Annotated in this window: 23 protein-coding genes; 9 read left to right on the forward strand and 14 right to left on the reverse strand. The window is 59.5% G+C overall.

The features are described 5' to 3' along the window. Genes EYC95_RS13040 through EYC95_RS13050 form a run of 3 tightly spaced genes read right to left on the reverse strand, consistent with a single transcriptional unit; the run spans window position 1 to window position 7,165 of the window. Complete coding sequence (locus EYC95_RS13040) at window positions 1–2,712, reverse strand: putative virulence factor (protein ID WP_131060717.1); 2,712 nt, start codon at window positions 2,710–2,712, stop codon at window positions 1–3. Further along, on the reverse strand, window positions 2,709–5,774 hold the full coding sequence (locus EYC95_RS13045; protein ID WP_131060718.1) for a virulence factor SrfB: 3,066 nt from the start codon (window positions 5,772–5,774) through the stop codon (window positions 2,709–2,711). The genes EYC95_RS13040 and EYC95_RS13045 overlap by 4 nt, the downstream gene beginning before the upstream one ends. Before the next feature lie 17 nt (window positions 5,775–5,791). Beyond that, a complete protein-coding gene (locus EYC95_RS13050) occupies window positions 5,792–7,165 on the reverse strand; it encodes an SrfA family protein (protein ID WP_131060719.1) in 1,374 nt (457 codons plus the stop codon). A 266-nt stretch (window positions 7,166–7,431) separates the two neighbouring features. On the opposite strand from EYC95_RS13050, the gene EYC95_RS13055 reads away from it, so the two are divergent. Continuing rightward, a complete protein-coding gene (locus EYC95_RS13055; protein WP_131060720.1) occupies window positions 7,432–8,646 on the forward strand; it encodes an aldose 1-epimerase family protein in 1,215 nt (404 codons plus the stop codon). Window positions 8,647–8,698: 52 nt separating this feature from the next. Here EYC95_RS13055 and EYC95_RS13060 read toward each other — a convergent pair whose 3' ends face one another. The 3 genes from EYC95_RS13060 to EYC95_RS13070 all read right to left on the reverse strand — a co-directional run bounded on the left by EYC95_RS13060 (window position 8,699) and on the right by EYC95_RS13070 (window position 11,117). Beyond that, window positions 8,699–8,905, reverse strand: coding sequence for a hypothetical protein (locus EYC95_RS13060; protein ID WP_178083835.1), 207 nt, complete (start codon window positions 8,903–8,905; stop codon window positions 8,699–8,701). Between the two features lie 82 nt (window positions 8,906–8,987). Beyond that, window positions 8,988–9,566 (reverse strand): hypothetical protein, encoded by a 579-nt coding sequence (locus tag EYC95_RS13065; RefSeq protein ID WP_131060722.1) that lies wholly within the window; start codon window positions 9,564–9,566, stop codon window positions 8,988–8,990. A gap of 57 nt (window positions 9,567–9,623) precedes the next feature. Then, entirely contained in the window at window positions 9,624–11,117 is a 1,494-nt protein-coding gene (locus EYC95_RS13070; RefSeq protein ID WP_131060723.1) for a YifB family Mg chelatase-like AAA ATPase, read from the reverse strand. 293 nt (window positions 11,118–11,410) lie between these two features. Between EYC95_RS13070 and EYC95_RS13075 the strand changes: the two genes are divergently transcribed. After that, window positions 11,411–11,734, forward strand: coding sequence for a HigA family addiction module antitoxin (locus EYC95_RS13075; RefSeq protein ID WP_131060724.1), 324 nt, complete (start codon window positions 11,411–11,413; stop codon window positions 11,732–11,734). On the opposite strand, the gene EYC95_RS13080 is transcribed toward EYC95_RS13075, so the two are convergent. Next, window positions 11,685–12,212 carry a Bro-N domain-containing protein gene (locus tag EYC95_RS13080; RefSeq protein WP_131060725.1) on the reverse strand — a complete coding sequence of 176 codons (528 nt, stop codon included), beginning with the start codon at window positions 12,210–12,212 and terminating at the stop codon, window positions 11,685–11,687. The genes EYC95_RS13075 and EYC95_RS13080 overlap by 50 nt on opposite strands. A gap of 426 nt (window positions 12,213–12,638) precedes the next feature. Continuing rightward, complete coding sequence (locus EYC95_RS13085; protein WP_131060726.1) at window positions 12,639–12,899, reverse strand: accessory factor UbiK family protein; 261 nt, start codon at window positions 12,897–12,899, stop codon at window positions 12,639–12,641. Between the two features lie 419 nt (window positions 12,900–13,318). Here EYC95_RS13085 and glnK point away from each other — a divergent pair, with 419 nt between their 5' ends. The 4 genes from glnK to sutA all read left to right on the forward strand — a co-directional run bounded on the left by glnK (window position 13,319) and on the right by sutA (window position 16,099). Beyond that, complete coding sequence (gene glnK, locus EYC95_RS13090; RefSeq protein WP_002555808.1) at window positions 13,319–13,657, forward strand: P-II family nitrogen regulator; 339 nt, start codon at window positions 13,319–13,321, stop codon at window positions 13,655–13,657. Between the two features lie 37 nt (window positions 13,658–13,694). After that, entirely contained in the window at window positions 13,695–15,032 is a 1,338-nt protein-coding gene (locus EYC95_RS13095) for an ammonium transporter (protein ID WP_131060727.1), read from the forward strand. 213 nt (window positions 15,033–15,245) lie between these two features. After that, on the forward strand, window positions 15,246–15,671 hold the full coding sequence (locus EYC95_RS13100) for a secondary thiamine-phosphate synthase enzyme YjbQ (protein ID WP_131060728.1): 426 nt from the start codon (window positions 15,246–15,248) through the stop codon (window positions 15,669–15,671). A gap of 101 nt (window positions 15,672–15,772) precedes the next feature. Continuing rightward, on the forward strand, window positions 15,773–16,099 hold the full coding sequence (sutA, locus tag EYC95_RS13105; RefSeq protein WP_131060729.1) for a transcriptional regulator SutA: 327 nt from the start codon (window positions 15,773–15,775) through the stop codon (window positions 16,097–16,099). A gap of 195 nt (window positions 16,100–16,294) precedes the next feature. Here the strand turns inward: sutA and EYC95_RS13110 are convergent, their stop codons facing one another. Genes EYC95_RS13110 through EYC95_RS13135 form a run of 6 tightly spaced genes read right to left on the reverse strand, consistent with a single transcriptional unit; the run spans window position 16,295 to window position 20,908 of the window. Further along, window positions 16,295–16,996, reverse strand: coding sequence for an HAD family hydrolase (locus EYC95_RS13110; RefSeq protein WP_131060730.1), 702 nt, complete (start codon window positions 16,994–16,996; stop codon window positions 16,295–16,297). Further along, the gene (gene xerC / locus EYC95_RS13115; protein WP_131060731.1) at window positions 16,993–17,892 is read right to left on the reverse strand and encodes a tyrosine recombinase XerC; all 900 of its coding nucleotides are present in this window, start codon (window positions 17,890–17,892) and stop codon (window positions 16,993–16,995) included. Before xerC ends, EYC95_RS13110 begins: the two co-directional genes overlap by 4 nt. 2 nt (window positions 17,893–17,894) lie before the next feature. Beyond that, window positions 17,895–18,620, reverse strand: coding sequence for a DUF484 family protein (locus EYC95_RS13120; protein WP_131060732.1), 726 nt, complete (start codon window positions 18,618–18,620; stop codon window positions 17,895–17,897). 13 nt (window positions 18,621–18,633) lie between these two features. Further along, the gene (gene dapF / locus EYC95_RS13125) at window positions 18,634–19,464 is read right to left on the reverse strand and encodes a diaminopimelate epimerase (protein WP_131060733.1); all 831 of its coding nucleotides are present in this window, start codon (window positions 19,462–19,464) and stop codon (window positions 18,634–18,636) included. A 4-nt stretch (window positions 19,465–19,468) separates the two neighbouring features. After that, the gene (lysA, locus tag EYC95_RS13130; RefSeq protein WP_131060734.1) at window positions 19,469–20,716 is read right to left on the reverse strand and encodes a diaminopimelate decarboxylase; all 1,248 of its coding nucleotides are present in this window, start codon (window positions 20,714–20,716) and stop codon (window positions 19,469–19,471) included. Between the two features lie 9 nt (window positions 20,717–20,725). Then, a complete protein-coding gene (locus EYC95_RS13135) occupies window positions 20,726–20,908 on the reverse strand; it encodes a lipoprotein (RefSeq protein WP_131060735.1) in 183 nt (60 codons plus the stop codon). A 329-nt stretch (window positions 20,909–21,237) separates the two neighbouring features. Here EYC95_RS13135 and cyaY point away from each other — a divergent pair, with 329 nt between their 5' ends. From cyaY to rnk, 3 genes are all read left to right on the forward strand, one after another. Next, a complete protein-coding gene (gene cyaY / locus EYC95_RS13145; protein WP_131060737.1) occupies window positions 21,238–21,570 on the forward strand; it encodes an iron donor protein CyaY in 333 nt (110 codons plus the stop codon). Window positions 21,571–21,574: 4 nt separating this feature from the next. Continuing rightward, on the forward strand, window positions 21,575–21,793 hold the full coding sequence (locus tag EYC95_RS13150; protein ID WP_131060738.1) for a DUF1289 domain-containing protein: 219 nt from the start codon (window positions 21,575–21,577) through the stop codon (window positions 21,791–21,793). A gap of 278 nt (window positions 21,794–22,071) precedes the next feature. Then, entirely contained in the window at window positions 22,072–22,482 is a 411-nt protein-coding gene (gene rnk, locus EYC95_RS13160; protein ID WP_046045088.1) for a nucleoside diphosphate kinase regulator, read from the forward strand. The last annotated feature ends 4 nt before the right edge of the window (window positions 22,483–22,486 follow it).

The following is a 22,486-nucleotide window of genomic DNA, read 5'->3' on the forward strand; positions in this document are numbered from 1 at the left end:
TTATCTCGCTGTGAAGGCTGTGAGCACATGGCCCAGCCGTTCATTCTGTTCAGGGGTGATTTCGCGACCGGCACCATGGCCGGCGTTGTCCTGTGTGATGTAGGCCAGGCCCGAGAGCCAGTCGCCCAGATACCGCTGCGCCTGGTTTGCCGGTTGTGGCGGCAGCACCGGCACTTGTCCCGGACCGATGTCGGTGTAGAACGAGAACAACGGCGCCTTGGCACCGGCGCGGCTGTTCGGGCGTTCGTTGACCGGTTTCTGCAGGTAGCCGAACCAGGACACGAAATCGCGCAGCACGCGTTGCACTTCCAGCACTTGGCGCTCGACCAGTTGATCGCGCCGTGCGCCGCTTTGCGCACGCTTGAGCACCGCACGGCTCAGTTGCCCCGGCAAGTCCTGGCGGTAACCGGCGGTGATCAGTTCGTCGACCACGGCTTCGATCAAGGCCTTTTCCAGCCCCAACAGGTTGAGCAGGCTTTGTCGGGTGGTCAGCTCGCGCAGGTGCGCAATCCAGGCCTTGAACGCGGCTTTGGCAAAACGGTGTTCGTTGCTTTGCAGTTCCGGCGTCGGGGTGTTGGTTTTGCTGCTGACCGGCGCTTCGTGACTCAGGTCGTCGCCGAAATCGAAGTCGAAACCGGCGTCGTTGCCGTACAGGCTCTGGCTCGGTGTCGGGGCGGCCGGCTCATCGCTGGCGGTGGGCGCGTCATCGGTTTCGTACACACCGCTGAGGTACAGGTCGCGCACCTCTTCGCTTGGCATGTCGAGTTCTTCGATCAACTCGCCGAGCACGGCAGGGCGACGGCCCAGGCCCGACAGAATCATCTGTGCCTGGGCTTTCTTGGCGGCTGCGGCGCCGTCGCCATCGGCGTGATACCAGGTGCTCAGGCCGTGAGTGGTCAGGCCTTCGAGGCATTCGTTCAGCTGCTCGCGGATGCGTTGCAGTTTGAATTCGATGTTGGCCACGCCCTTGAAACTGCCGCTGAAGTGGCTGATGCCACCGTCATCGTTGCGCAGCATTTCTTTCCAGGCGTTGGCAGGATTGTTGATGTGTTTGCACACCAGCTCGTTGCCGGCAAAGCTTGTGCCCAGAGCGTCGACGCGTTCCTGGTAGCTGGCATTGAGGCCTGTTTCGGCGCCGCTGGCGTCCTGGACGATGAACGCCGCATCCATGCGCGGTTTGCGCACCAGGAAGGTGTTCTGGAACGGCGTGCCGGCCCAGTCGTTCATCCAGCTCAGGCTGCCGAAGCGCTCGAGCATGGTCAGCTTGACCATGCCATTCCAGCTCTCGTCGTACTGATCAGGCGTCAGGCTCAGGGAGTTGGTGATGCGAAGGTCGAGCATGGTCAGCGCCCAGATCAGGCCGGTGTCGCGTTTGCTGCGGGCGGCCGCGTCGGCGCCCTGGGTTTTCTCGATCCAGCGCGTCAGCACCGGGCCGACGTCGTTGACGTCGCTCTGTTTGGTCGAGCCGGTGCAGACCACCAGCGCGTTCATTTCCTGGTTGTCGGTGTAGCGTTCGAACAGGTAAGCAACCTTGCCGCGCAGGATCAGCTGCGAGACGGAATTGTCCTTGGTGGCGGACTCCGGGTCGTTGGAGTTGGCGATCTCGTGCAGCTTCTTGCGCCCGCGATAACCGGGGAAGTCCAGCAGATCGACCTGGTTGACGATGTCGTCCGCCGGGGCTTCGATCAGGCCGAAGGTCATCTCGGCGGTCAGTGCCGCCAGTTGCGCGACCGGGATGCCCTGGCTGTTTTGCAGTCGTCCGTCGACCAGGGGCCGCACGTCGATCGGCAAGTCCAGTGAGCTGCCGAAGCGCTCGAGGATGTCGACGTTCATGATGCTGTCGCGCTGGCTGTAAGTGTCGTTTTCGAAACTCACCAAGGCCTTTAATGGCGCGAACACAGTCTCGGGCAGGCCCAGCTTGTGCAGCGCGCCGGCCAGTTGCTGGTACACGCGCGTCAGTTCGCTTTGCTCACCCCACAGGATCGAAAACAGCTCGGCGCGTTCCTGGAAATTCAGGCGTGGCGCCAGTTGCAACGCCGTGGGCCAATACAGGTGCTCAAGCTTCTTCACCGAGTTGCGGAAGTTGTCCCGCAGGTAATCCCACAGCGACACCAGATCATCGGCGCTGACGCCCGGTTGCATCGGCCCGGTCTCGCGGCCTTCAAACGGTTTCAGCACGCGCTGGATGCGCTCTTCGTCGATCTCGTAGGAGATCCGCTCAAGGTCGAAGTCCTTGAACCATGAGTTGGCGAGAATCTTCGCCAGCTCGATTTCCTTGAACAGCGTCAGCTCGACCGGGAATTGCGGATCCTGGCTCGGCGTGGCGCGGCGGCTGAAGCGTGTCACCAGGCCGGTGGCTTCCTTACCGCCACCCACCGGGTTGATGTGCTTGATGAAGTCCAGGCGCTGGCCACCGAAATCGGTTTCCAGTTTGCCGTTCTGACCGGCCGCAAGCGCCGAAATCAGGTAGGACTTGCCGGCCTGGGACAAGCCGAAAAAGCCAATGGTCATCGGCGTGCAGGCCACGCGACCGAGGCTGTGAGCCAGGTTGCGGGCGCGGTGCAGGCGGATGTTCAGGTTGTCGGCTTCGCTGTCCAGACGTGGCGCGTTGCCGCGCGTCTGGCCAATCCATTCCAGCGCCTGACCGGCACCTTCATAAACAGCGGCCCAACTGGCAGAGAGCTGATGTTGATCGGGGGTCAGGTCATTCATTTGCGTTTCACACTTCCACTGTCGAGCCAGTACTTGGTCTCGCTCAGGCCGGCGTCGAGCATGGTGTTGAGTTCCAGCTCGAGGTCGCTGCGCGGGTTGAAGTTGACGTTGTTACTGTTGGATTCGATGTCGCGGACCGAGAGGCGGTCGCTGACCAGGTCCTGCTTGCGCGTGTACTTGTCGGCCGCTTTGACCTCGAAGCGCACCTTGAGCAGCGGCGCGCTGCCGTTCTCACCGATCGCGCGGGAGAACTTCTCCCGACCGGCCTTGGTGAAACGCAAGGTGTACAGCGGCGAAGCGGCCCAGCGATCGGCGGCCAACTGGCGGAAACCGAGGCGCAGATCGCCGCGCATTTCCAGCTGCGGCGTGTCGGCGTCATCGCCCGTGCCGATTTCCGGCAACTTGATTTTGTAGTCTTCGGACTGGATGTCGCGGTACAGCACGTCGGCATCCTTGATCACGTTATTCAGGTCGATGACACCGATGTGCTTGACCGTCGAATACGGCTTGAGCGCCGAAGAACGGAAGTAGAAGTTCGGCACGCTGTGGTTGGCGCACAACAGGCACAGCATCGCGCCCACCGAAGCGGTACTTTTCGGGTCGTCGATGCGGCCGTTCTTGTGGAACGGATACCAGCCGCCAGTGCGGTAGTTTTGCAGCGCCAAAATGCGCCCCGGTGGCAGTGGCAGCACCTTGCGAATAAAGGCCTGGATGCCGGGCAGACGCGAAGGGCGGCCGGTCAGCAGCAGGACGTCGCACGGGTAATGCGCGACCACTTCACAGAGCGCGCCGAGGATCTTGGTGATGTTGATTTGATCGTTGAGGAACGCGGCGTGGAGCTTTTGCAGGTCGAAGCCGATCAGCGATTCGTACAGGTCGAAACCGCTCTGGCCACCGACATCGCGGCGCACGGCGGCGTTGACATAGTCGAGCACGGTCTGGCTGATCGCGTTGTCGCCGAGCAACTGGCGGTAACTTTGCGGGCTGACTTCCTGCGGAACTTGCGGGTCGTAATGCTCGTAAGCCTTGAGCAACGCCAGGCCCAGCGGCGCGAACACCTGCAGGTTCAATTGCTGGCGCAGGATCATGTCCTGGGCGCTGACCGATTCATCACCGCACAGCCGTGACATCAGCGAATCCGGGGCTCTGACGCCGGCATTCTGCAAAGCCTTCTCGAAGCTCGGCAGGATGAAGTCCTGAATCACGTCCAGCAGGATGTCGTCGCCAGCCACTTTGAAACCATCGCGAAAACGCTGCTCGGGCACGATGTGCACGTTGCTGCCGCTGCCCGTGTTGCCGGCGCGGTCGAGGCGATAGTCGGTGATGACCAGGTCGGTGGTGCCGCCGCCGATGTCGATGGTCGCCAGGGTGATGCGTTCACGGTCGGTCTTGTCCGGCCGGGCGATGGTGTCGAAAAACTCTTCCGGGTGACCGGCGAAGTTCTCGTTGACCTCGGTGTACAGGTACACCAACTGGCCGCAGGAGGCTTCGTCCCATTCCACGCGGATGCTCGGGATCGGCGTGCGCGGGCTGACGGCCTGATCCTGATGCGGGTCTTCCTCGCCGGCATGCCAGCCGAGGCTTTTCCACACCAGGCCGATGGCTTGCTGCATGCGTTCGTTGAGAATGCTGCGCTCCGCCTGGGGCATGCCCGGCGGCACGGTCAGGGTGATGCTGTTGAGCTGGCGCGGTACGCGGGTGTGACCCTGGCGCGAGCGCTGGGCCGGGCTGTTGATTTGCGACAGCGCCTGGGCCAGCACTTCGGCGAGCATGAACGTCATCAGCGAGCTGCGCGAGTAACGTGGCATGAACACCGGCAGGCGATCGTCTTCTTCGAGGCTGTAAAGCGCCTCGCCGGTTTCGTTGATCAGGTGCGAGAACGGCGCGGCCGTGGCGTACGGCTCGTTGTCGGTCTTGATGTACGAGCAGTTGAAACGCCAGCCGTGGCCGTAGGCGTTTTCGTCCCACAGGTAACGTTTCGGGCTGGACAGGCCTGTCGAGCCTTCGGTGCCGCGACGGCGGCTGGCCAGACGGCTGGCCTCATTGCCGACGCGGGCGATCGTCGCCCACTGGAACGCATCGTGACGGCCGCTCTTGACCGAGCAGTGGTCCTTGCCGAAATACGCCTGGGCGAACTCGACGCGGCTTTCGAACGGTAGGTTATAGGTGTGTTCGGGGGTGATCAGGTCGCGCAGTTCCAGCACGTAATTCTGCTTCAGCCCGGAGCCTGCCTGGCCGTGATTCTCGATCAGGATGCCGCAGGTGCGCGAGTTGCCGACGTCCAGCACCAGGTCCACTGGAATCGGTTTGACCAGGCCATTGCTGTCATTGGCGACCACTTTCAGCTCAGGGATTTCCACCTTCGGCCTGGCCGTCGACTGCGCCGCCGCTGACGGCGTGCTCAACAGACTCAGCAGGTTGAGGTAGTGCGCCAGGTGATGGTTGGCGCGGATGTCGATGTCGAGCTCTTCGCGCGAACGATGGGCGTTGCCCTCGTTGAACACTTCCAGCAGCCATTCGTTGACCCACGGCTGGGCCAGGAACCAACGGGTTTCGCTGGCCTTGGTCGCCAGTTTGAAGGACACGCCGGAGCTGATGTCTTCTTCGTTCGGCGCCAGGTAGGCGGTGCCGTCACGCTTGGGCATGACGCGGCTGTCGAACGCCATCGTCAGGCGATGGGTGTTGCCGTCGATGTCTGGCGTGGCCAGTTTCACCAGGCGCATCCGCGACCAGTTGGTCGGGCCTTCGTCAAAGCGGTGCGGCGGCATGAAACGGAAAAACGGCGTCGGCAGCCAGACACCGTCCAGCAGATCGAGGCTGCTTTTCATGTCGACGCTGAACGCCGGTTTGGCCTTCTCGACCTTCTCCGGTTCAGGCTCGTAGAAGTAGAAGTCTTTCTCTTCGTTGTACATCAGACGGCAGATCAGCCCGCTGATCATCGGCGCGAACTCGCCCGCCGGTTCCTTGCGAGGATCCAGGCGCAAAGCGAAATCCATGAACTGGATACCGGTGTCACTGACGAGCGTGACGGTGTCTTCGAATTGTGTGACTTCAGGCAACATGTCGGGTTATTCCAGTCTTATTCGCCCATCTGCCGCATGGACATGGGGAATTGATCTTTTCCGTAACCGCCGGTGCAGTCCGCGACCGTGGTCGCCCCTTTGCGGCAGTTGACCTTGGGCATGTCGTAAGTGCTGCCATCGCCGCACACGGCCTGGCCCTGGCTGTCGATGGCGAGGCTGCCACCCTTCATGGTGGCGGTGACCGGGCCGCTGCATTTCGAGCCGTCGGCCTGATGCACAGTGACTTCGCCTTTACCGTCCTTTAACTGGTATTCCAGACGCAGCGGCTTGCCGGTCCGGCGATCCTGAATGCCGGCACCGGCGCGGTACTGACCGTCGAGGAACTTGGCAGCGCCGTCGGCGGCGTCAGGCGGAATGCTCAGGGCCGGACCCGGTTTTGTGGTTGCGGCTGCGGCGGCGGATTTTTGCGCGTCGGGCGGAGTGACGGCAGACGGCGCCTCGGTTTTGGCTTCGGGTGGCGCGGTTGGCGTGGTTGGTGATTCGGCGGCCGGGTCTTGGGTTACGTCGGCGGTCGTGGCGTCAGCTTCATTACCCGCGACGGCTGGAGCTTCTACGCCATGAGTGCCGGTCACGGCAGTGCCTGTGGTGGAGCCCGCGACGGTGCCGGTTACCGGAACGCCATTCAGCGTTGTCACGTTGCCGGTCAGTTGCGGCTCTTCCAGCTGTTTTTCCACCGGCACGATGCCCTCAGGCAGCAAGTCCACCGCCACCAACGGAATCGGCACGCAACCGCGCAAGCCGAGCAACAGCCACAACAGCAGCAACAAGAACGGTAGCAGCAACAGCCACCACCAGCGACGCCACCAAGGACGAGGCACTACCGCCACGACAGGCGCCACAACCGGTTCTTCAACCACGGGTGGCAGCGTGAAAACGGGTGGAACCTGATAAAGGCAGTGCAGGGGATCGCGATTGCCGGTACCGGCATGCTCGAAACCCCAGAAGGTCAGCACCGGTTTGCCTTGCACCAGGTAGACGAAGTTTTCGTCAGGGAAATGAATGACACGCTTGAGCAACTTGCCGAACACGGCTTTGTCGCCTTGCTGCTGTTCGGCCGGATCTGTGCCCAGGAAACGCTGGCTCAATTCATCGAGCGCAGTCTTTAGAGCTTCAAGTTGGCGGCGGGCCGGTGCGCGTTCTTCTTCGGTCGCGCTGCTCCACGGGATTACATCGCCGTCGAGGCCGCTGTACCAATCGATCTGGTTGCCGAGTTCGTCGCTTTGAGGGATGGCCAGGTGATCGACCATGTCGGGGTTCTTGCGGCGAATAGCTTCGCGCAGTTGCAGGGCTGCCCGGTAGACCGGTTGACCTGTTTCGCCGAGGGCTGTGAATGACCCGCTCTTACCGCTGCGTAATAGTGCCCCGCGCATTCAAACTCCATATGTTCCGTTGCGCAAAAATGACAGACAAAGGTGTCTGTTCTTGCTCCTGCAATTAGCTGGCGACCTTAATGTCATAATGATGTCGCCGTCAATCAGAGGAGGTCCAAAACCGTATGAGACTAGCGTAAGTGTGCGGAGGTTGCATGAGGTCAATGTGAATTGATTTTGTAAGGCTCGGACGTTCGCTTTTTTAAGCTGGCTGAAACGTTTCATCAGCGCTATAAAAATGCACACCTCCAAGAAAGGCTTTCCTCATGACCCCGCTCAAACTTGTCGTCGCCCTCGGCGCCCTGACCACTGCCTCCCACGCCATGGCCTGGGATTACGTGCTGCTCGACACCGACAAGGCTGCCCAGAACTGGCAGATCACCAGCCAGCAACTCGGCGTAAAAACCGACAAACCGTTCTCCGTGACCCTTCGCACCTTGCACGGCGGCCGGCAGGAGGGCGTCAGCATCGTCGACATCGATAACGGCACGATGAAACTCTCGGTGGTGCCGACTCGCGGGATGAACGTCTTGCAGGCGTCGGTCGGTGATGTGCGCATGGGTTGGGATTCGCCGGTCAAGGACGTGGTCAATCCGTCCTTCATCGAACTCAACGGCCGCGGCGGACTGGGCTGGCTCGAAGGCTTCAACGAACTGGTCGCCCGCTGCGGCTACGAATGGGTCGGCCATCCCGGTATGGACAACGGTGAACTGCTGACTCTGCATGGCCGTGCTGCCAACATCCCGGCCAGCAAAGTTACCCTGCATATAGATGAAAAACCGCCGTACGCCATCAGCCTGCGCGGCGAGCTTAAAGAGCAGGCGTTCAAGAAAGTCGATTTCTCGGTCGTGACCGAGCTGGTCACGGAGCCCGGCAGCGTGGCGTTTGCCCTCAACGATACGTTGACCAATAACGGTGACTATCCGAAGGAGTATCAGGCGCTTTACCACAGCAACTTCAGCACCCCGTTCCTGGAACAGGGCGCGCGTTTTGCTTCGCCGGTTAAACAGGTGTCGCCATTCAACGACAAGGCCAAAGGGGATTTGCCGGATTGGCAGACTTACCGTGCACCGACCAAGGACTATGACGAGACGGTTTACAACGTTGTGCCGTATGGCGATGCCAAGGGCGACACGTTGACCGTGTTGCATAACAAGGCCGGCAGTCTGGGTGTTTCGGTCGGCTTTAACACTCAGCAGTTGCCGGTATTTTCGTTGTGGAAAAACACCGATACGCAAGGGCAGGGGTATGTGACCGGGTTGGAGCCGGGGACGAGTTTTTCCTACAACCGTCGGTATCAGCGGCCGATTGGTTTGGTGCCGATGATTGGGGTTAAAGAGCAGAAGCAGTTCCAGATCCATTACAGCTTGTTGGCGGATAAAGGGGCTGTGGATAAAGCGTTGGAGCGGGTGAATGAGATTCAGGGTGGGCGGGCGACTGAGGTAAGGCAGGCGCCGTTGGTGGATTTGACCAAAGAGTAAGCGGCCTTGCGAGATGAGCAGTGGAAGTCTGTGTTCACCGCTCATCAAAAGGCTAAAAAGGAAGTCTCATTTCTGACGCTTGTGCCGCATCAAACAGACGCCGGATGAAATCGAAGTCGTTCCAGGTTTGGTTGGTATAAAACCGATGCTCCTTATTTCCGATCTCATCGATGTAATAGATAACGTACTCCGCATATTTCTCGTCGGCGTTGAAGCTGTAACGCAATGAAAGAGAAAAGTCATTTTCCTTGAGTTTCACAAACGAGTTGTTGTCGTCATAACTCCAGGAGAATTCGCCTCTCTCCGTTCTCGTGGTGAGGGCTTTGATGAAATCGAGAAATCTAGGCGGTAGCATATTGACGCCCTCTGGCCGGGTTAACCTTTTCGAGGTTTTCTTTGATGTTTTCAAGATTGTGGTGAAGAAGGTTTCTGATCGGCTTTTCGAGCGGAGCGTTTGCCGTCGCGAAAACCCCTTTTCTGATGGTGATTTCAGTTTCTCCAAGGATATTGTCAATCCTTTCGAACTCCTGACCTGTACCGGGTATTTTGGCAAACAGAATCCTGAAATGCTGATAGCACTTCAACGCCAATGGATAGTTTTCGGTGTCCACATAACCTGCTGCTTCATTGAGCGTCGCAATGCATTCACTGACGGCTGAGGCGCCCTCTACAGCTTTTGCGTCCTTGAGTATTCTGTTGGCTTCTGCACTGATGCTGCGTGAGTAACGAACACTGTGTAGAACTTCGGATATTGAAATGATGAGCGCTACAATGGTTATTACCGTGCCGACGTAGGAAAAGTTGTTCAGGGATGTCGGAGAGCCGACAACAATTTCCTGCTGCAATAGCGCCGCCCATACGATAGCAATGCTTATCAGGCAATAGACGAATCTGATCCAATGACTTCTTAGTAACTTCATGTATTACTGACGCTCTCTCTGAATATTATCTGAATGATTTGCTGTGATGGTCATCGATTACGCTGAGGCAGGTCGGTATTGCAGCGCTTCCGCCAAATGCTCGCGTGTAATTGCATTTACCTGTTCAAGGTCTGCCAATGTACGGGCTACCTTGAGCAGGCGGTGGGCCGACCGGAGTGACAAGGTCAAACGTTCGCAAGCAGTTTCCAGCCAGGCTTCATCGGTTGCGGATAAGTTGCAGTGTTTGCGCAGGCCTGGCAGATCGAGGAATGCATTGGCGCAGCCTTGGCGCTTGTTTTGACGCTCCCGGGCGTCGGCGACCAGCTCCGCAGCAGTGGCAGTGTCATCACCAGGTTTGAGCGCAGGATTCAACGCCGTGGCTTCGCGCGCGACGGTCAGGTGCAGGTCGATCCGATCCAGCAGCGGCCCCGACAATTTGTTGCGGTAGCGCTGAACCATGTCCGGCGTACAACTGCATTTGCCGCTGGGTTCGCCAAGATATCCACAGGGGCATGGATTCATCGCGGCCACCAATTGAAAGCGTGCCGGAAACCTCACGCGATCCTTGGCGCGGGAAATCACGATATGACCGGATTCCAGCGGCTCCCTTAAAACCTCCAACACCTTACGATCGAATTCAGGAAGTTCGTCGAGGAACAGCACACCGTGGTGGGCGAGGGTGATTTCGCCGGGTTGTGGCTTCGATCCGCCACCCACCAATGCAGGGCCGGAAGCCGAGTGATGGGGCTGGCGGAACGGTCGTTGCGGCCAATGGCTCAAGGGCACGCAACTGGTGACGGATTGAATGGCTGCGACTTCCAGCGCCTCGTTTTCGGCGAGCGGTGGAAGCAAACCCGGCAAACGACTCGCCAACAACGTTTTCCCAGTCCCCGGCGGTCCGCTAAACAGCAAGTTATGAGCCCCAGCCGCCGCAATTAGCAATGCGCGCTTGGCCGAAAGTTGTCCCTGCACCTCATTCAGGTCCGGATAGGGTTTACTTGCGTAGAGCAACCCGTTGGAAACGTAGGGCTCGACAGGCGTATGTCCATTGAAGTGCGCAACGGCTTCCAGTAGGTGATCCACGGCAAACACCTTCAACCCCGACGCGAGGCACGCTTCCTCGGCGTTCGCCCTTGGCACCATCAACGAGCGTCCGGCCTTGCGTGCAGCTAACGCAGCCGGCAACACACCTCTCACGGCACGTACCGCGCCTGACAGCGCCAATTCTCCCAAGCATTCAATGTCATCCAGCGTCAACGTCGGTACCTGTACGCTGGCGGACAGAATCCCCAACGCAATCGCCAGATCAAACCGTCCGCCATCCTTCGGTAAGTCCGCAGGCGCGAGATTCAGCGTGATGCGCCGCGCCGGAAATTGCAGGCCTGAATTGATGATCGCGCTGCGTACCCGGTCCTTGCTTTCCTTTACGGCAGCTTCGGGTAAACCGACCATCGTCAGCGACGGCAAACCGTTGGCCAGATGGACTTCTACGGTTACAGCGGGCGCATCGACACCAATCTGGGCGCGGCTGTGGACGATGGAGAGGGACATGGTCGTTCCTTGATCTTTACGGGAACCGCTTCCTGCGGTTTTTGAAGGGTAGTCGGGGTGTTGTTCTTCGGCGTTACGAATGAGGCGACAAACTTTCACTGGATGTTGCGAGTGTCTTTCTGGTGATGAAGCGTAAGCGAGCGTGGAGTGCCAACGTAATCAGTCGCGGGATGATGTTTTTGTAGGACCTTGCCTAGATCAATGACGGACGTCGGTGAAAGTGTGTGAGCGCTCTTCTCTGTTTGGCAGGGCTGCTTATGATCATCAATTGATCACTGACTTCGGAGAGAAATATGAACAGTAATGGAATGCGGCCGGTTCATCCTGGCGAAATCCTTCAGGACGAATTTCTTGAACCGTTGGGCATTTCAGAGTCAGCTTTCGCCAGTTCGTTGAACGAACCGTTAAAAGTGGTTAACGAAATCGTGATGCAGCAGCGTTGTGTCAGTGCTGATCTAGCGAGGAAGCTATCTGGCTACTTGAACACCACGCCCGAGTTCTGGCTTAACTTGCAATTGACTTACGATCTGCGTAAAGCCGAATCGAACGTGGTCGTGCTTTGGCCACCTAAAGCGATTGCAGCATCCGCGAAGCACGCTTCCACCAAGGCGCATTGACCGTACGTTGCGGCCGTTCACCATCCGCCAGCATGTGCGGAACATCCTGCAACCGAATCCACGGCTGATTATTCCAGTGCAGCAAACTCAATGACATCTCCGGCCAGTTCAGCAGGCTCAGGATCGGGCGTTCAGTTGACGTCGGTTGTTGGGCATCTCTGAGGGCTGGCACTACGTCGTGGGTCAGCCATTCGCGTAGGCCTCGGTATTCGGGGCAGTAGTGGTAGGCGAGCAGGGCGTAGACGCCGGATTCGCTGATTAGCAGGGTGTTTTCGAGGGTGCCGTGGATGACGACTCGCGCGGATTGGTGTTGATCGGGATCGAGCTTTCGGACGGCGCGTTCGTCGAGGAAAAGGCGAAGCAGACGGCCGAGGTCTCGGGCGCTGAACCAAGGCTGGTTTTCGATCAAAAGCGCGTGGAGGTGAAGTTTGTGGCGGATGAAGACGTGGGGAATTAGATAAGAGTCATCGCTATTCATTGATACAGCTCCTTTTGCTAAAGGGGCTGCCGTCAATCGTCGCCAAACGATTGGGTGGCAGCTGTACGCGGGTTGGCGAACCGGAGCAAAAGGAACCCGGCAGACCCGAAGGTCTCCCACGCACAGCCGCCATGACTCGAGAGATGGTCGCCGTGCGCCTTAAGCTTCCGGGTCGCCAAACCCAGTGCTGAATATTCAGCTGAGAATGAGCTTAGGAACCTGGGCTTCGCGGCGCTATCGGACGGCGGTGGTGATCTTTGTAGGATGTTGCCGAGATTGTGGCGGGGCGGAAGATCAAAAGATCGCAGCCCTTGGCAACTCCTACAGATAAATCTGAAGGTCGTTCCGACCTTATCGCGAGCAGGTTCGCTCCCACAGTGGATTGGGTTTCAAAGTGGATCGGGCTTCACGGTGGGCGCGGTGGGGTTACTCGGCCGGCGGACTCAGCTTCGCTTCCATCTCCGCAACCTTCGCCTCAAGGCTCTCCAACCGTGCCCGGGTCCGTGCGAGCACGACCATCTGGCTATCAAACTCTTCCCGGCTCACCAGGTCCAGCTTGCTGAAGCCGCTCTGCAACAGTGCCTTGAACTGGCTTTCGATTTCGCTTTTCGGCAACGGGGTTTCGCCGCTGAAGAGGCGGGAGGCGGTGCCGCTCAGGGCGTCGAGGAAGTCTTTGGGTGCGAGCATGGGAAATGTCCTGTCAACAATGGCGGGCAGTGTATCACGCAGTGTCTATAGTCAATTCCGACCGCAGGGATGCACGCTTTTCGCGCATGTGGATGGACGGCCGCGCACTGTTGTTGTGCGTATCCGTCGAGCCGTTTGCGTGAAGCGGCTGTTAGAAGCGGTCAAGGGATTGAATTCAGTGGGTTTTGGCGAGATGGCAAGCTTTCTGCTTAGTCGCTAGTGACCCATGCACTGATGCAGTCGCTGTGACGAATGCAGTGCGCCAAGCGGAACGGGGGAAGTGTTTCGCGCGGAGTGGTTAGCAGGCGTCGGACGGGCAATCAAAGGCCGACGATGCGTTACAAAGCCAGGCACTGCGCTTAGACTTGAGTCGGGTTTGTTTTCCTGGGGCAAGTCCACCAATTCGGGAGAGAGTTTTCATGAAGCTAGTCACTGCCATCATCAAGCCGTTCAAGTTGGACGACGTGCGCGAGTCGCTGTCCGAGATCGGCGTGCAGGGCATTACCGTTACTGAAGTCAAAGGCTTCGGTCGGCAGAAGGGACACACCGAGCTGTATCGCGGCGCGGAATACGTGGTCGATTTTCTGCCCAAGGTGAAGATCGATGTCGCCATTGACGACAAGGATCTGGACCGGGTTATCGAGGCGATAACCAAGGCTGCCAACACCGGCAAGATCGGTGACGGCAAGATCTTCGTGGTCAATCTGGAACAGGCGATTCGCATCCGTACCGGCGAAACCGATACCGACGCGATTTAAACGCCGCCACACACCCAACGCCCCAGGAGAAAACAATATGACTCTGCGTAAATTCGCAGGGCTAGGAGCCCTGTTGTCCCTCGTAATGCCCGGCCTGGCTATGGCGGCAGACGAAGTGGCGGCCCCAGTCCTCAACTCCGGCGACACCGCCTGGATGATGACCTCGACAGCCCTCGTGCTGTTCATGACCATTCCCGGCCTCGCGCTGTTCTACGGCGGCATGGTTCGGTCGAAAAATATTCTTTCCGTGATGATGCAGTGCTTCGCCATTACCGGTCTGATCAGCATTCTGTGGGTCATTTATGGCTACAGCATCGCGTTCGATACCACCGGCATGGAACAGGGCGTCGTCAACTTCAACTCGTTCTTCGGCGGCATGGGCAAGGCATTCCTTGCCGGTGTCACGCCATCGAGCCTGACCGGTCCTGCGGCGTTGTTCCCTGAGGCGGTGTTCATCACCTTCCAGATGACCTTCGCCATCATCACCCCTGCGCTGATCGTCGGTGCCTTCGCCGAGCGGATGAAGTTCTCCGCCATGCTGATCTTCATGGGCGTGTGGTTCACCCTGGTTTACGCACCGATTGCGCACATGGTCTGGTCCGGCAACGGCGGCCTGATGTGGGACTGGGGCGTGCTCGACTTCGCCGGCGGCACCGTGGTGCACATCAACGCCGGTGTGGCCGGTCTGATTGCCTGCCTGGTACTGGGCAAGCGCAAAGGCTTCCCGACCACTCCGATGGCGCCGCACAACCTTGGTTACACCCTGATGGGCGCCGCCATGCTATGGGTCGGCTGGTTCGGCTTCAACGCCGGTTCCGCTGCTGCGGCCAACGGCACTGCCGGTATGGCGATGCTGGTGACCCAGATCGCAACCGCCGCTGCTGCATTGGGTTGGATGTTCGCCGAGTGGGTCACTCACGGCAAACCAAGTGCGCTGGGTATCGCTTCGGGTGTTGTGGCCGGTCTGGTTGCCATCACCCCGGCCGCTGGCACCGTGGGCCCGATGGGCGCTCTGGTCATCGGCCTGGCAGCGGGCGTGGTGTGCTTCTTCTGTGCAACCACCCTGAAACGCAAACTCGGCTATGACGATTCCCTGGACGCCTTCGGTGTGCACGGTATCGGCGGTATCCTCGGTGCGATCCTGACCGGTGTCTTCGCTGCACCGGCCCTGGGTGGCTTCGGCACTGTCACCGACATCGGTGCACAAGTCTGGATTCAGTTGAAAGGCGTGGGCTTCACGGTGATCTACACCGCGATCGTCACCTACATCATTCTCAAAGTCCTGGACGCTGTCATGGGCCTGCGTATCACTGAAGAAGAAGAGGCTGTCGGCATCGACCTGGCACTCCACAACGAACGCGGCTACAACTTGTAGTACGCGCATAAAAAACTTGCCCGGCTTGCCGGGCATTTTTTTGTCTGGAGTTTGTCAGTGAAGGAACTGCTGAAAGGTTTTTTCGTACACGTTTAGTGGCGTTTACGACGAGCGTTTTTCTGCGGCCAATGGCTTACATGATTGAAGGAATATTAGGGCCTTTGTTTTTTCCCAGAGCGCGCTAGAATGCGCCCCGAACGAGCGGAGAACTGTATGTGGCAACAGACTCTGATTACCCTGCGGGCACGGCCCCGGGGCTTTCATCTGGTAACGGACGAGTTACTCGCCGGCCTGCCTGAAATCAAGGCGTGTCGGGTCGGTCTGTTGCACTTGTTGCTGCAGCATACCTCGGCGTCGTTGACTATCAACGAGAACGCCGATCCGGCGGTACGTCTCGACTTCGAACGATTTTTCAATCGTCTGATCCCACAAGGAGCAGACGGCTATGAGCATAACGACGAAGGCCTGGACGACCTCCCGGCGCACTTCAAGGCCAGTGTGCTTGGCTGTCAGCTCAGTTTGCCGATTTCGGCAGGCCGACTGGCGCTGGGGACCTGGCAAGGCGTTTATCTGGGCGAGCACCGTGATTTTGGCGGTGCCCGTAAAGTCCTCGCCACCGTGCACGGTGAAGAGGCATGAACCGCTGGTCACCAGTGGTTATTGAATTTTTCCGGCGGCTGTCGACAGACGGTGAAGCTGGGCTATAACTAATCTGCTTTTCGCAAGTCATGAGGTAGAACATGAGCGACGATGATCTGGAAAACGACGACCTGGAAGTAGGCGACGAAGACGAAACCGAAGAAGGTCTGGAAGCAGCGGCGGAAGACGTCGCTGAAGACGACGGTGGCGAAGATACGCCGGCCCCTACTGCCAAAGGCAAAGCCAAGGCTGCGGTATCGGTCGATGAACTGCCGAGCGTTGAAGCCAAGAACAAGGAACGCGATGCTCTCGCGCGGGCCATGGAAGAGTTTTTGGCCAAAGGCGGCAAGGTGCAGGAAGTGGAGGCCAATGTGGTCGCCGATCCTCCCAAGAAGCCTGACAACAAGTACGGCAGCCGGCCTATCTAAGCGTCTGCCCTTGCTTGCTGAAAAAAGCCCGCCGTCGCTGCGGGCTTTTTCATGGGTGACCGTCAGGTAGACCGCGTTATCGTTCTTCGCGGGCAAGCCTCGCTCCTACAGGATTTGTGTCGCTTGCCAATTATGTGAGCGACGCAAAACCTGTAGGAGCGAGGCTTGCCCGCGAAGGCGATCTTGAAGGTACTACTAAGCCACATTCCACCGCGCCAACAACGCCGGCAACTCGGTCAGGCTTCCAATCTCCGCATCCGGGGCCTTCTCGGCTTCCCATGCCTTACCCGCCGGGTTAAACCAGATCGCTCGCAACCCCGCCTGCTGCGCTCCGGCAATGTCATCCCCCGGATGATCGCCGATATGCACCGCCGTCTCCGCCGTGGCACCACCACGCTGCAATGCCTCATGGAACAGTCGCGCATCGGGCTTGGCGATGCCGATGTCTTCGGCGCACAACGCAAACTTGAAGTAATCGGCCAGCCCCAACCGGCGCACATCAGCGTTGCCATTGGTGACTACGCCCAAGGCGTAATGCTTGGCCAGCGTCTCCAGCGTCGGTTCGACTTCAGGGAATACCTCGATCTGGTGCCGGGCATGCAGAAACACTTCAAAACTCTTGTCGGCCAGGTCCGAAGCTTCGCCGTGGTCATAGCCGGCTTCCTCCAGCGCATGGAAAAGCACCCGGCGGCGCAGCGCACTGATGCGGTGTTTGAGGCTCGGTTCGCTGCTCAGGATCCGCTCACGAATCGCCCACAAGTGTTCCACCGGCACTGCGCCCAGATTCGGTGCGTGCTCGGTCAGCCATTCACGCAGTACGGCTTCGGCGCTGACGATCACCGGGGCGGTGTCCCACAGGGTGTCGTCGAGGTCGAAGGTGATCAATTGGATGGTCATGAATCATCGCCCTTAATGCGTTTGGCCCGTGGATGGGCGCTGTCGTAAACCGTGGCCAGGTGCTGGAAGTCCAGGTGGGTGTAGATCTGGGTGGTCTTGATGTCTGAGTGGCCGAGCAATTCTTGTACGGCGCGCAAGTCCTGCGAGGACTCGAGCAAGTGGCTGGCAAAGGAGTGCCGCAGCATGTGCGGGTGCAGGTTCTGCCCCAGTTCGCGCTCGCCGGCCGCCTTGACCCGGACCTGAATCGCCCGAGGGCCAAGGCGCCGGCCTTGCTGGCTGACAAACACCGCGTCGTCCGCCGGGTTGGTCATCGCCCGCAAGGGCAGCCACAGTTCGAGGGCTTCGCGGGCTTTTTTGCCCACCGGAAGCAGTCGAGTCTTGCTGCCCTTGCCAAGCACCTGGACCATGCCGTCTGCGAGATCCAGCTGATCCAGATTGAGTCCGGTCAGCTCTGATAGCCGCAAACCGGAGGAATAGAACAGCTCCAGAATCGCCTGATCCCGACGTGCCAGGAAATCATCCTCCACCGCGCCTTCAAGCAACTGCAATGCGCGGTCGGTATCGAGGGTTTTCGGCAGGCGTCTTTCACCCTTGGGCGGCGACAGACCGTTGGCCGGGTCGTGATCGCAGAGGCCTTCGCGGTTCAGGTAATGATAGAGCCCACGCACTGCCGACAGCAGCCGCGCCAGGCTGCGGGACGATTGACCCTGTGAATGCAGGCGCGCGATCAGGCTGCGCAGACGCTGAATATCCAGGGCGGCCCAGCTGCTGATGTTCTGTTTGACGCACCAGCCCAGCACTTTGTCGAGGTCGCGGCGGTAGGCGTACAGCGTATGGGGCGACACCTGGCGCTCACTGCGCAAGTGTTCGCAGTAAGCGTCCAGTTGCCGTTCCATGGTCAGCGTACCGAGCGCAGGGAGCTGTTGACCCTAGGCAGTACGCGGCCCATGACTTCGGCGATGTAGCTCAGGAACAGCGTACCGACCGAGCTTTTATAGTGCTGCGGGTCGCGACTGGCGATGGCCAGGACGCCGTGGATGCCTTGATAGCTGATGGCGACGACGGCGGTGGAACCGATCTGCTTGCGCTGTTCTTCGCCGAACAGGAAGTCCAGTTCGTGCTCGCGCAGGCTGCCGCTGACGCTTTTGTCTTCCGAGAGCAAGCCGCCAATGGCCGTTTGCGCGTCGGCATGGGTGACCCATCGGCCCACCGACATCGGGTTGTCGCCCAACAGGATCAGGCTGACAAAAGGCACCTGGAAGTCCTGGCGCAGACTGTCTTCGACGCTAATCACCACGTCTTCCAGGCTGTTGGCGTCCATCAGCGTGAGGATCAGGCGACGGGTCTTGTCGAAGAGGCGGTCGTTGTCCCGGGCCACGTCCATCAAGTGCGAGAGGCGATGACGCAACTCAATGTTGCGGTCGCGCAGGATCTTCATCTGGCGCTCGACCAGCGAGACGGTATCGCCGCGCTGGTGCGGAATGCGCAAGGCCGGGAGCAGTTCTTCGTGCTCGACGAAGAAATCCGGATGAGCCTCCAGGTACGCGGCAATCGCCGCCGCCTCAAGGCTTTCGGAAGAGGATTCGTCGGGCTGTTGGGCGGGAACCTGGGGCTTATCTTTCATGGATTCAACTCTCTCAAAGACGCACTTGTCCTTCATAAACGCGCACTGCCGGGCCGGTCATCATGACCGGTTGGCCAGGGCCTGCCCATTCAATGGACAGACGCCCGCCGGGCAAGTCGATCAATAGCGGCGAATCCATCCACCCCTGGCTGATCGCAGCCACTGCGGCAGCGCACGCGCCGGTTCCGCAGGCCTGGGTTTCCCCGGCACCACGTTCCCAAACGCGCAACTGCGCACGGTTCCGGTCGATGACCTGGAGAAAACCGACGTTGACCCGCGCCGGGAAGCGCGGGTGGTGTTCGATTTTCGGCCCCAGTTCATGCACCGGTGCGTTGTTGATGTCGCTGACCCGGAGCACGGCATGGGGATTGCCCATGGACACAGCGGCCAGTTCGACCGGGGTGCCATCGATGTCGAGCTTATAGCTCAGGGCCTGTTCTGGCGCCTCGAATGGAATCTCGGCCGGCACCAGGCGTGGTGCGCCCATGTTGACACCGATCTGGCCGTCGCTGCGAATATCCAGTTCGATGATGCCGCTTTTGGTCTCGACGCGGATCTGCCGTTTGGCGGTCAGGCGCTTGTCGAGCACGAAGCGGGCAAAACAGCGCGCACCGTTGCCGCACTGTTCCACTTCGGAACCGTCGGAGTTGAAGATCCGGTAACGGAAATCCACGTCCGGGTTGCTCGGCGCTTCGACGATCAGCAACTGGTCGAAACCGATGCCAGTGTGCCGATCGCCCCATTGCTTGGCATGCTTGGGCAGAATGTGCGCGTGTTGGCTGACCAGGTCGAGGACCATGAAGTCATTGCCCAGGCCGTGCATCTTGGTAAAACGCAGCAGCATGGTTTTACTCCGGCAGCAGGCTTTCGCCAGCAAACAACTCGGCTACCGTCTCACGGCGACGCACTTCAAATGCCTGATCACCGTCCACCAACACTTCAGCGGCACGGCCGCGGGTGTTGTAGTTGGAACTCATGACAAACCCGTAGGCACCGGCCGAATGCACGGCCAGCAGGTCGCCTTCTTCCAGGGCCAATTCACGATCCTTGGCCAGGAAGTCGCCGGTTTCGCAGATCGGGCCGACGATGTCGTAGGCGCGAGCCGCAGTAGCGCGAGGGCGCACGGCGGTGACGTCCATCCAGGCCTGGTACAGCGCCGGACGGATCAGGTCGTTCATGGCCGCGTCGACGATGGCGAAGTCTTTGTGTTCGGTGTGCTTGAGGTACTCGACCTGAGTCAGCAGCACGCCGGCGTTGGCCACAATGAAGCGGCCCGGCTCAAACACTAGCGCCAGGTCACGACCGTCGAGGCGCTCGCGCACGGCTTTGATGTAGTCGGCAGCCAATGGCGGCTCTTCATCGCGATAACGCACGCCCAAACCACCACCGAGATCGATGTGGCGCAGGTAAATGCCGCAATCGCCGAGGCGGTCGACCAGGCCCAGCAGGCGGTCGAGGGCGTCGATGAAGGGTGGCAGGGTGGTCAGTTGCGAACCGATGTGGCAATCGACACCGACCACTTCCAGGTTTGGCAGTTGGGCAGCGCGGATGTACACATCTTCGGCGTCGGCGATGGCGATGCCGAATTTGTTCTCTTTAAGACCGGTGGAAATGTACGGGTGGGTGCCAGCGTCGACATCCGGGTTCACGCGCAGCGAGATCGGCGCACGAACGCCCAACTCGGCGGCGACGACTTGTAGACGCTCCAGCTCATCGGTGGATTCGACGTTGAAGCAATGGACGCCAACTTCCAGGGCGCGACGCATGTCGTCACGGGTCTTGCCGACACCGGAGAACACAATCTTGTCGGCGCTGCCGCCAGCGGCCAGTACGCGTTCCAGCTCGCCACGGGAAACGATGTCAAAACCGGCGCCCAATCGCGCCAGGACATTCAATACACCCAGGTTGGAGTTGGCCTTGACCGCAAAGCAGACCATGTGCGGCATGCCGGCCAGCGCATCGGCGTAAGCCAGGTACTGGGCTTCGATGTGGGCGCGGGAGTAGACGTAGGTCGGTGTGCCAAAGCGCTCGGCGATGGCGGACAGGGCAACACCTTCCGCGAACAGCTCACCGTCACGGTAGTTAAAAGCGTCCATGGCGTTCCCTTATTGGTAGACGTCGTGCTTGTGTGCTTTGGACGGCTGCTTTTGCGAGGACTGGGCCTGCTCGGCAGGGTCTTGGGAATCGTCAGGCAGGTACAGCGGGCCTTTTTGACCACAGGCCGATAATAAGCTGGCAAAAGCGACGAGCGAAGCGAGCGCAGCAAGGGAAGAGATCAGGCGCTTCATGGCGAAATCCTTGAAAATGCGTTAATTGCGCCAGAGTATACCGGCCACCCGGCAGCTTGCCTATGCGACGGGGCTCCCGTCCGGCGGGGCTTGGCCTGAGGCCGGCCAGCCAGGTGCAGTCCATTGTGGGAGCGGGCTTGCTCGCGAATGCGGTGGTTCAGTCAACAAACATGTTGGATGTGCTGGCCCCTTCGCGAGCAAGCCCGCTCCCACAGGTACAGCGCTACCATATCGATATCGACGCTTGGTCGTTATCCTTTGCAATCACCGGGGCTCGCCCGTATCTTGCGGCGCTTGAGCATGAGTAGACACTTTTTGAGGTTGCCGTAATGAGTTTGACCGAAGCCCGTTTCCACGATCTGGTCGATGCCACCCAGCAGACGCTGGAGGATGTTTTCGATGAGAGTGACCTGGATATCGATCTGGAGAGCTCCGCCGGTGTGCTCACCGTCAAGTTCGAAAACGGCAGCCAGTTGATCTTCAGCCGCCAAGAACCGCTGCGTCAGCTGTGGCTCGCGGCCGTGTCCGGTGGTTTCCACTTCGATTACGACGCCGAGAGCGAGCGCTGGATGTGCGACAAGAGCGAAGAGCAGCTGGGCGAGATGCTTGAGCGCATCGTCAAGCAGCAGGCTGGCGTCGAACTCGATTTCGAAGGCCTGTGAGATCGTGACGCAGCCGGCACCCGTTCGTCCGCCCAAGCCGCTCTACAGCAATGTCAGCCCGGCGGTGCCTTCGCCGTGCAGCGGTGTGTGCCGGCTGGACGAGCAGAAGGTCTGCCTGGGGTGTTTTCGCCATGTCGAAGACATCCGTGAATGGCGCTCGGCGGATGATGATCGCCGGCGGGTCATCTGCGCCCAGGCAGTCCGGCGCAAATCCTGCGCCTGACCCAAAACCTTGTGGGAGCGGGCTTGCTCGCGAATGCGGTGTATCAGTCGACATCTGATTGACTGTCAAACCGCATTCGCGAGCAAGCCCGCTCCCACAAGGTCTCCTCTGACTCAGCTTGCAATGTCCATATCGGGGCTTGGTCGCCCTGACTTGTATATTTATTGAGCTGTGATAGTGTCCAGAAACGCCTCAACCCATCGAGGCTCGTGAAAACCCCGCCTTTTTCTGGCGGGGTTTTGCTTTTTCTGTGCAGAAGAAAGGAGTCTGCCTCTATCATGACCGCACCTTCCATCACCCTTACCCGTCTGGACGTGCAACGTCTGGAGCGTCTGATCGACAGCCTGGATGACACGCTGCCGGGCGTTATCGCGCTGCAAACCGAACTGGATCGTGCCGATACCCTGGTCGGTCACGATGAAGTGCCCGCCGATGTCGTCACCATGAATTCCCGTGTGCATTGCCGCGAAGAAGGCAGTGGCAAGGACTATCACCTGACGTTGGTTTACCCGAAGGATGCCAACGCCGACGAAGGTAAGATTTCGATTCTGGCGCCAGTTGGCAGCGCGCTGCTCGGCCTCAAGGTTGGCCAGCACATCGACTGGCCGGCACCGGGTGGCAAGACGTTGAAACTGACCCTGCTGGAAGTTGAATCGCAGCCGGCCGAGGGCGGCCACTTTCCGGAATAAATCG

This window comes from Pseudomonas sp. BGI-2, from assembly GCF_004310295.1.
GTDB lineage: Bacteria > Pseudomonadota > Gammaproteobacteria > Pseudomonadales > Pseudomonadaceae > Aquipseudomonas.

Coding starts and splice junctions, on each gene's coding strand:
- EYC95_RS13040 (WP_131060717.1), bottom strand. CDS start 2,712: ATGAATGACCTGACCCCCGATCAACATCAGCTCTCTGCCAGTTGGGCC.
- EYC95_RS13045 (WP_131060718.1), bottom strand. CDS start 5,774: ATGTTGCCTGAAGTCACACAATTCGAAGACACCGTCACGCTCGTCAGT.
- EYC95_RS13050 (WP_131060719.1), bottom strand. CDS start 7,165: ATGCGCGGGGCACTATTACGCAGCGGTAAGAGCGGGTCATTCACAGCC.
- EYC95_RS13055 (WP_131060720.1), top strand. CDS start 7,432: ATGACCCCGCTCAAACTTGTCGTCGCCCTCGGCGCCCTGACCACTGCC.
- EYC95_RS13065 (WP_131060722.1), bottom strand. CDS start 9,566: ATGAAGTTACTAAGAAGTCATTGGATCAGATTCGTCTATTGCCTGATA.
- EYC95_RS13070 (WP_131060723.1), bottom strand. CDS start 11,117: ATGTCCCTCTCCATCGTCCACAGCCGCGCCCAGATTGGTGTCGATGCG.
- EYC95_RS13075 (WP_131060724.1), top strand. CDS start 11,411: ATGAACAGTAATGGAATGCGGCCGGTTCATCCTGGCGAAATCCTTCAG.
- EYC95_RS13080 (WP_131060725.1), bottom strand. CDS start 12,212: ATGAATAGCGATGACTCTTATCTAATTCCCCACGTCTTCATCCGCCAC.
- EYC95_RS13085 (WP_131060726.1), bottom strand. CDS start 12,899: ATGCTCGCACCCAAAGACTTCCTCGACGCCCTGAGCGGCACCGCCTCC.
- glnK (WP_002555808.1), top strand. CDS start 13,319: ATGAAGCTAGTCACTGCCATCATCAAGCCGTTCAAGTTGGACGACGTG.
- EYC95_RS13095 (WP_131060727.1), top strand. CDS start 13,695: ATGACTCTGCGTAAATTCGCAGGGCTAGGAGCCCTGTTGTCCCTCGTA.
- EYC95_RS13100 (WP_131060728.1), top strand. CDS start 15,246: ATGTGGCAACAGACTCTGATTACCCTGCGGGCACGGCCCCGGGGCTTT.
- sutA (WP_131060729.1), top strand. CDS start 15,773: ATGAGCGACGATGATCTGGAAAACGACGACCTGGAAGTAGGCGACGAA.
- EYC95_RS13110 (WP_131060730.1), bottom strand. CDS start 16,996: ATGACCATCCAATTGATCACCTTCGACCTCGACGACACCCTGTGGGAC.
- xerC (WP_131060731.1), bottom strand. CDS start 17,892: ATGGAACGGCAACTGGACGCTTACTGCGAACACTTGCGCAGTGAGCGC.
- EYC95_RS13120 (WP_131060732.1), bottom strand. CDS start 18,620: ATGAAAGATAAGCCCCAGGTTCCCGCCCAACAGCCCGACGAATCCTCT.
- dapF (WP_131060733.1), bottom strand. CDS start 19,464: ATGCTGCTGCGTTTTACCAAGATGCACGGCCTGGGCAATGACTTCATG.
- lysA (WP_131060734.1), bottom strand. CDS start 20,716: ATGGACGCTTTTAACTACCGTGACGGTGAGCTGTTCGCGGAAGGTGTT.
- EYC95_RS13135 (WP_131060735.1), bottom strand. CDS start 20,908: ATGAAGCGCCTGATCTCTTCCCTTGCTGCGCTCGCTTCGCTCGTCGCT.
- cyaY (WP_131060737.1), top strand. CDS start 21,238: ATGAGTTTGACCGAAGCCCGTTTCCACGATCTGGTCGATGCCACCCAG.
- rnk (WP_046045088.1), top strand. CDS start 22,072: ATGACCGCACCTTCCATCACCCTTACCCGTCTGGACGTGCAACGTCTG.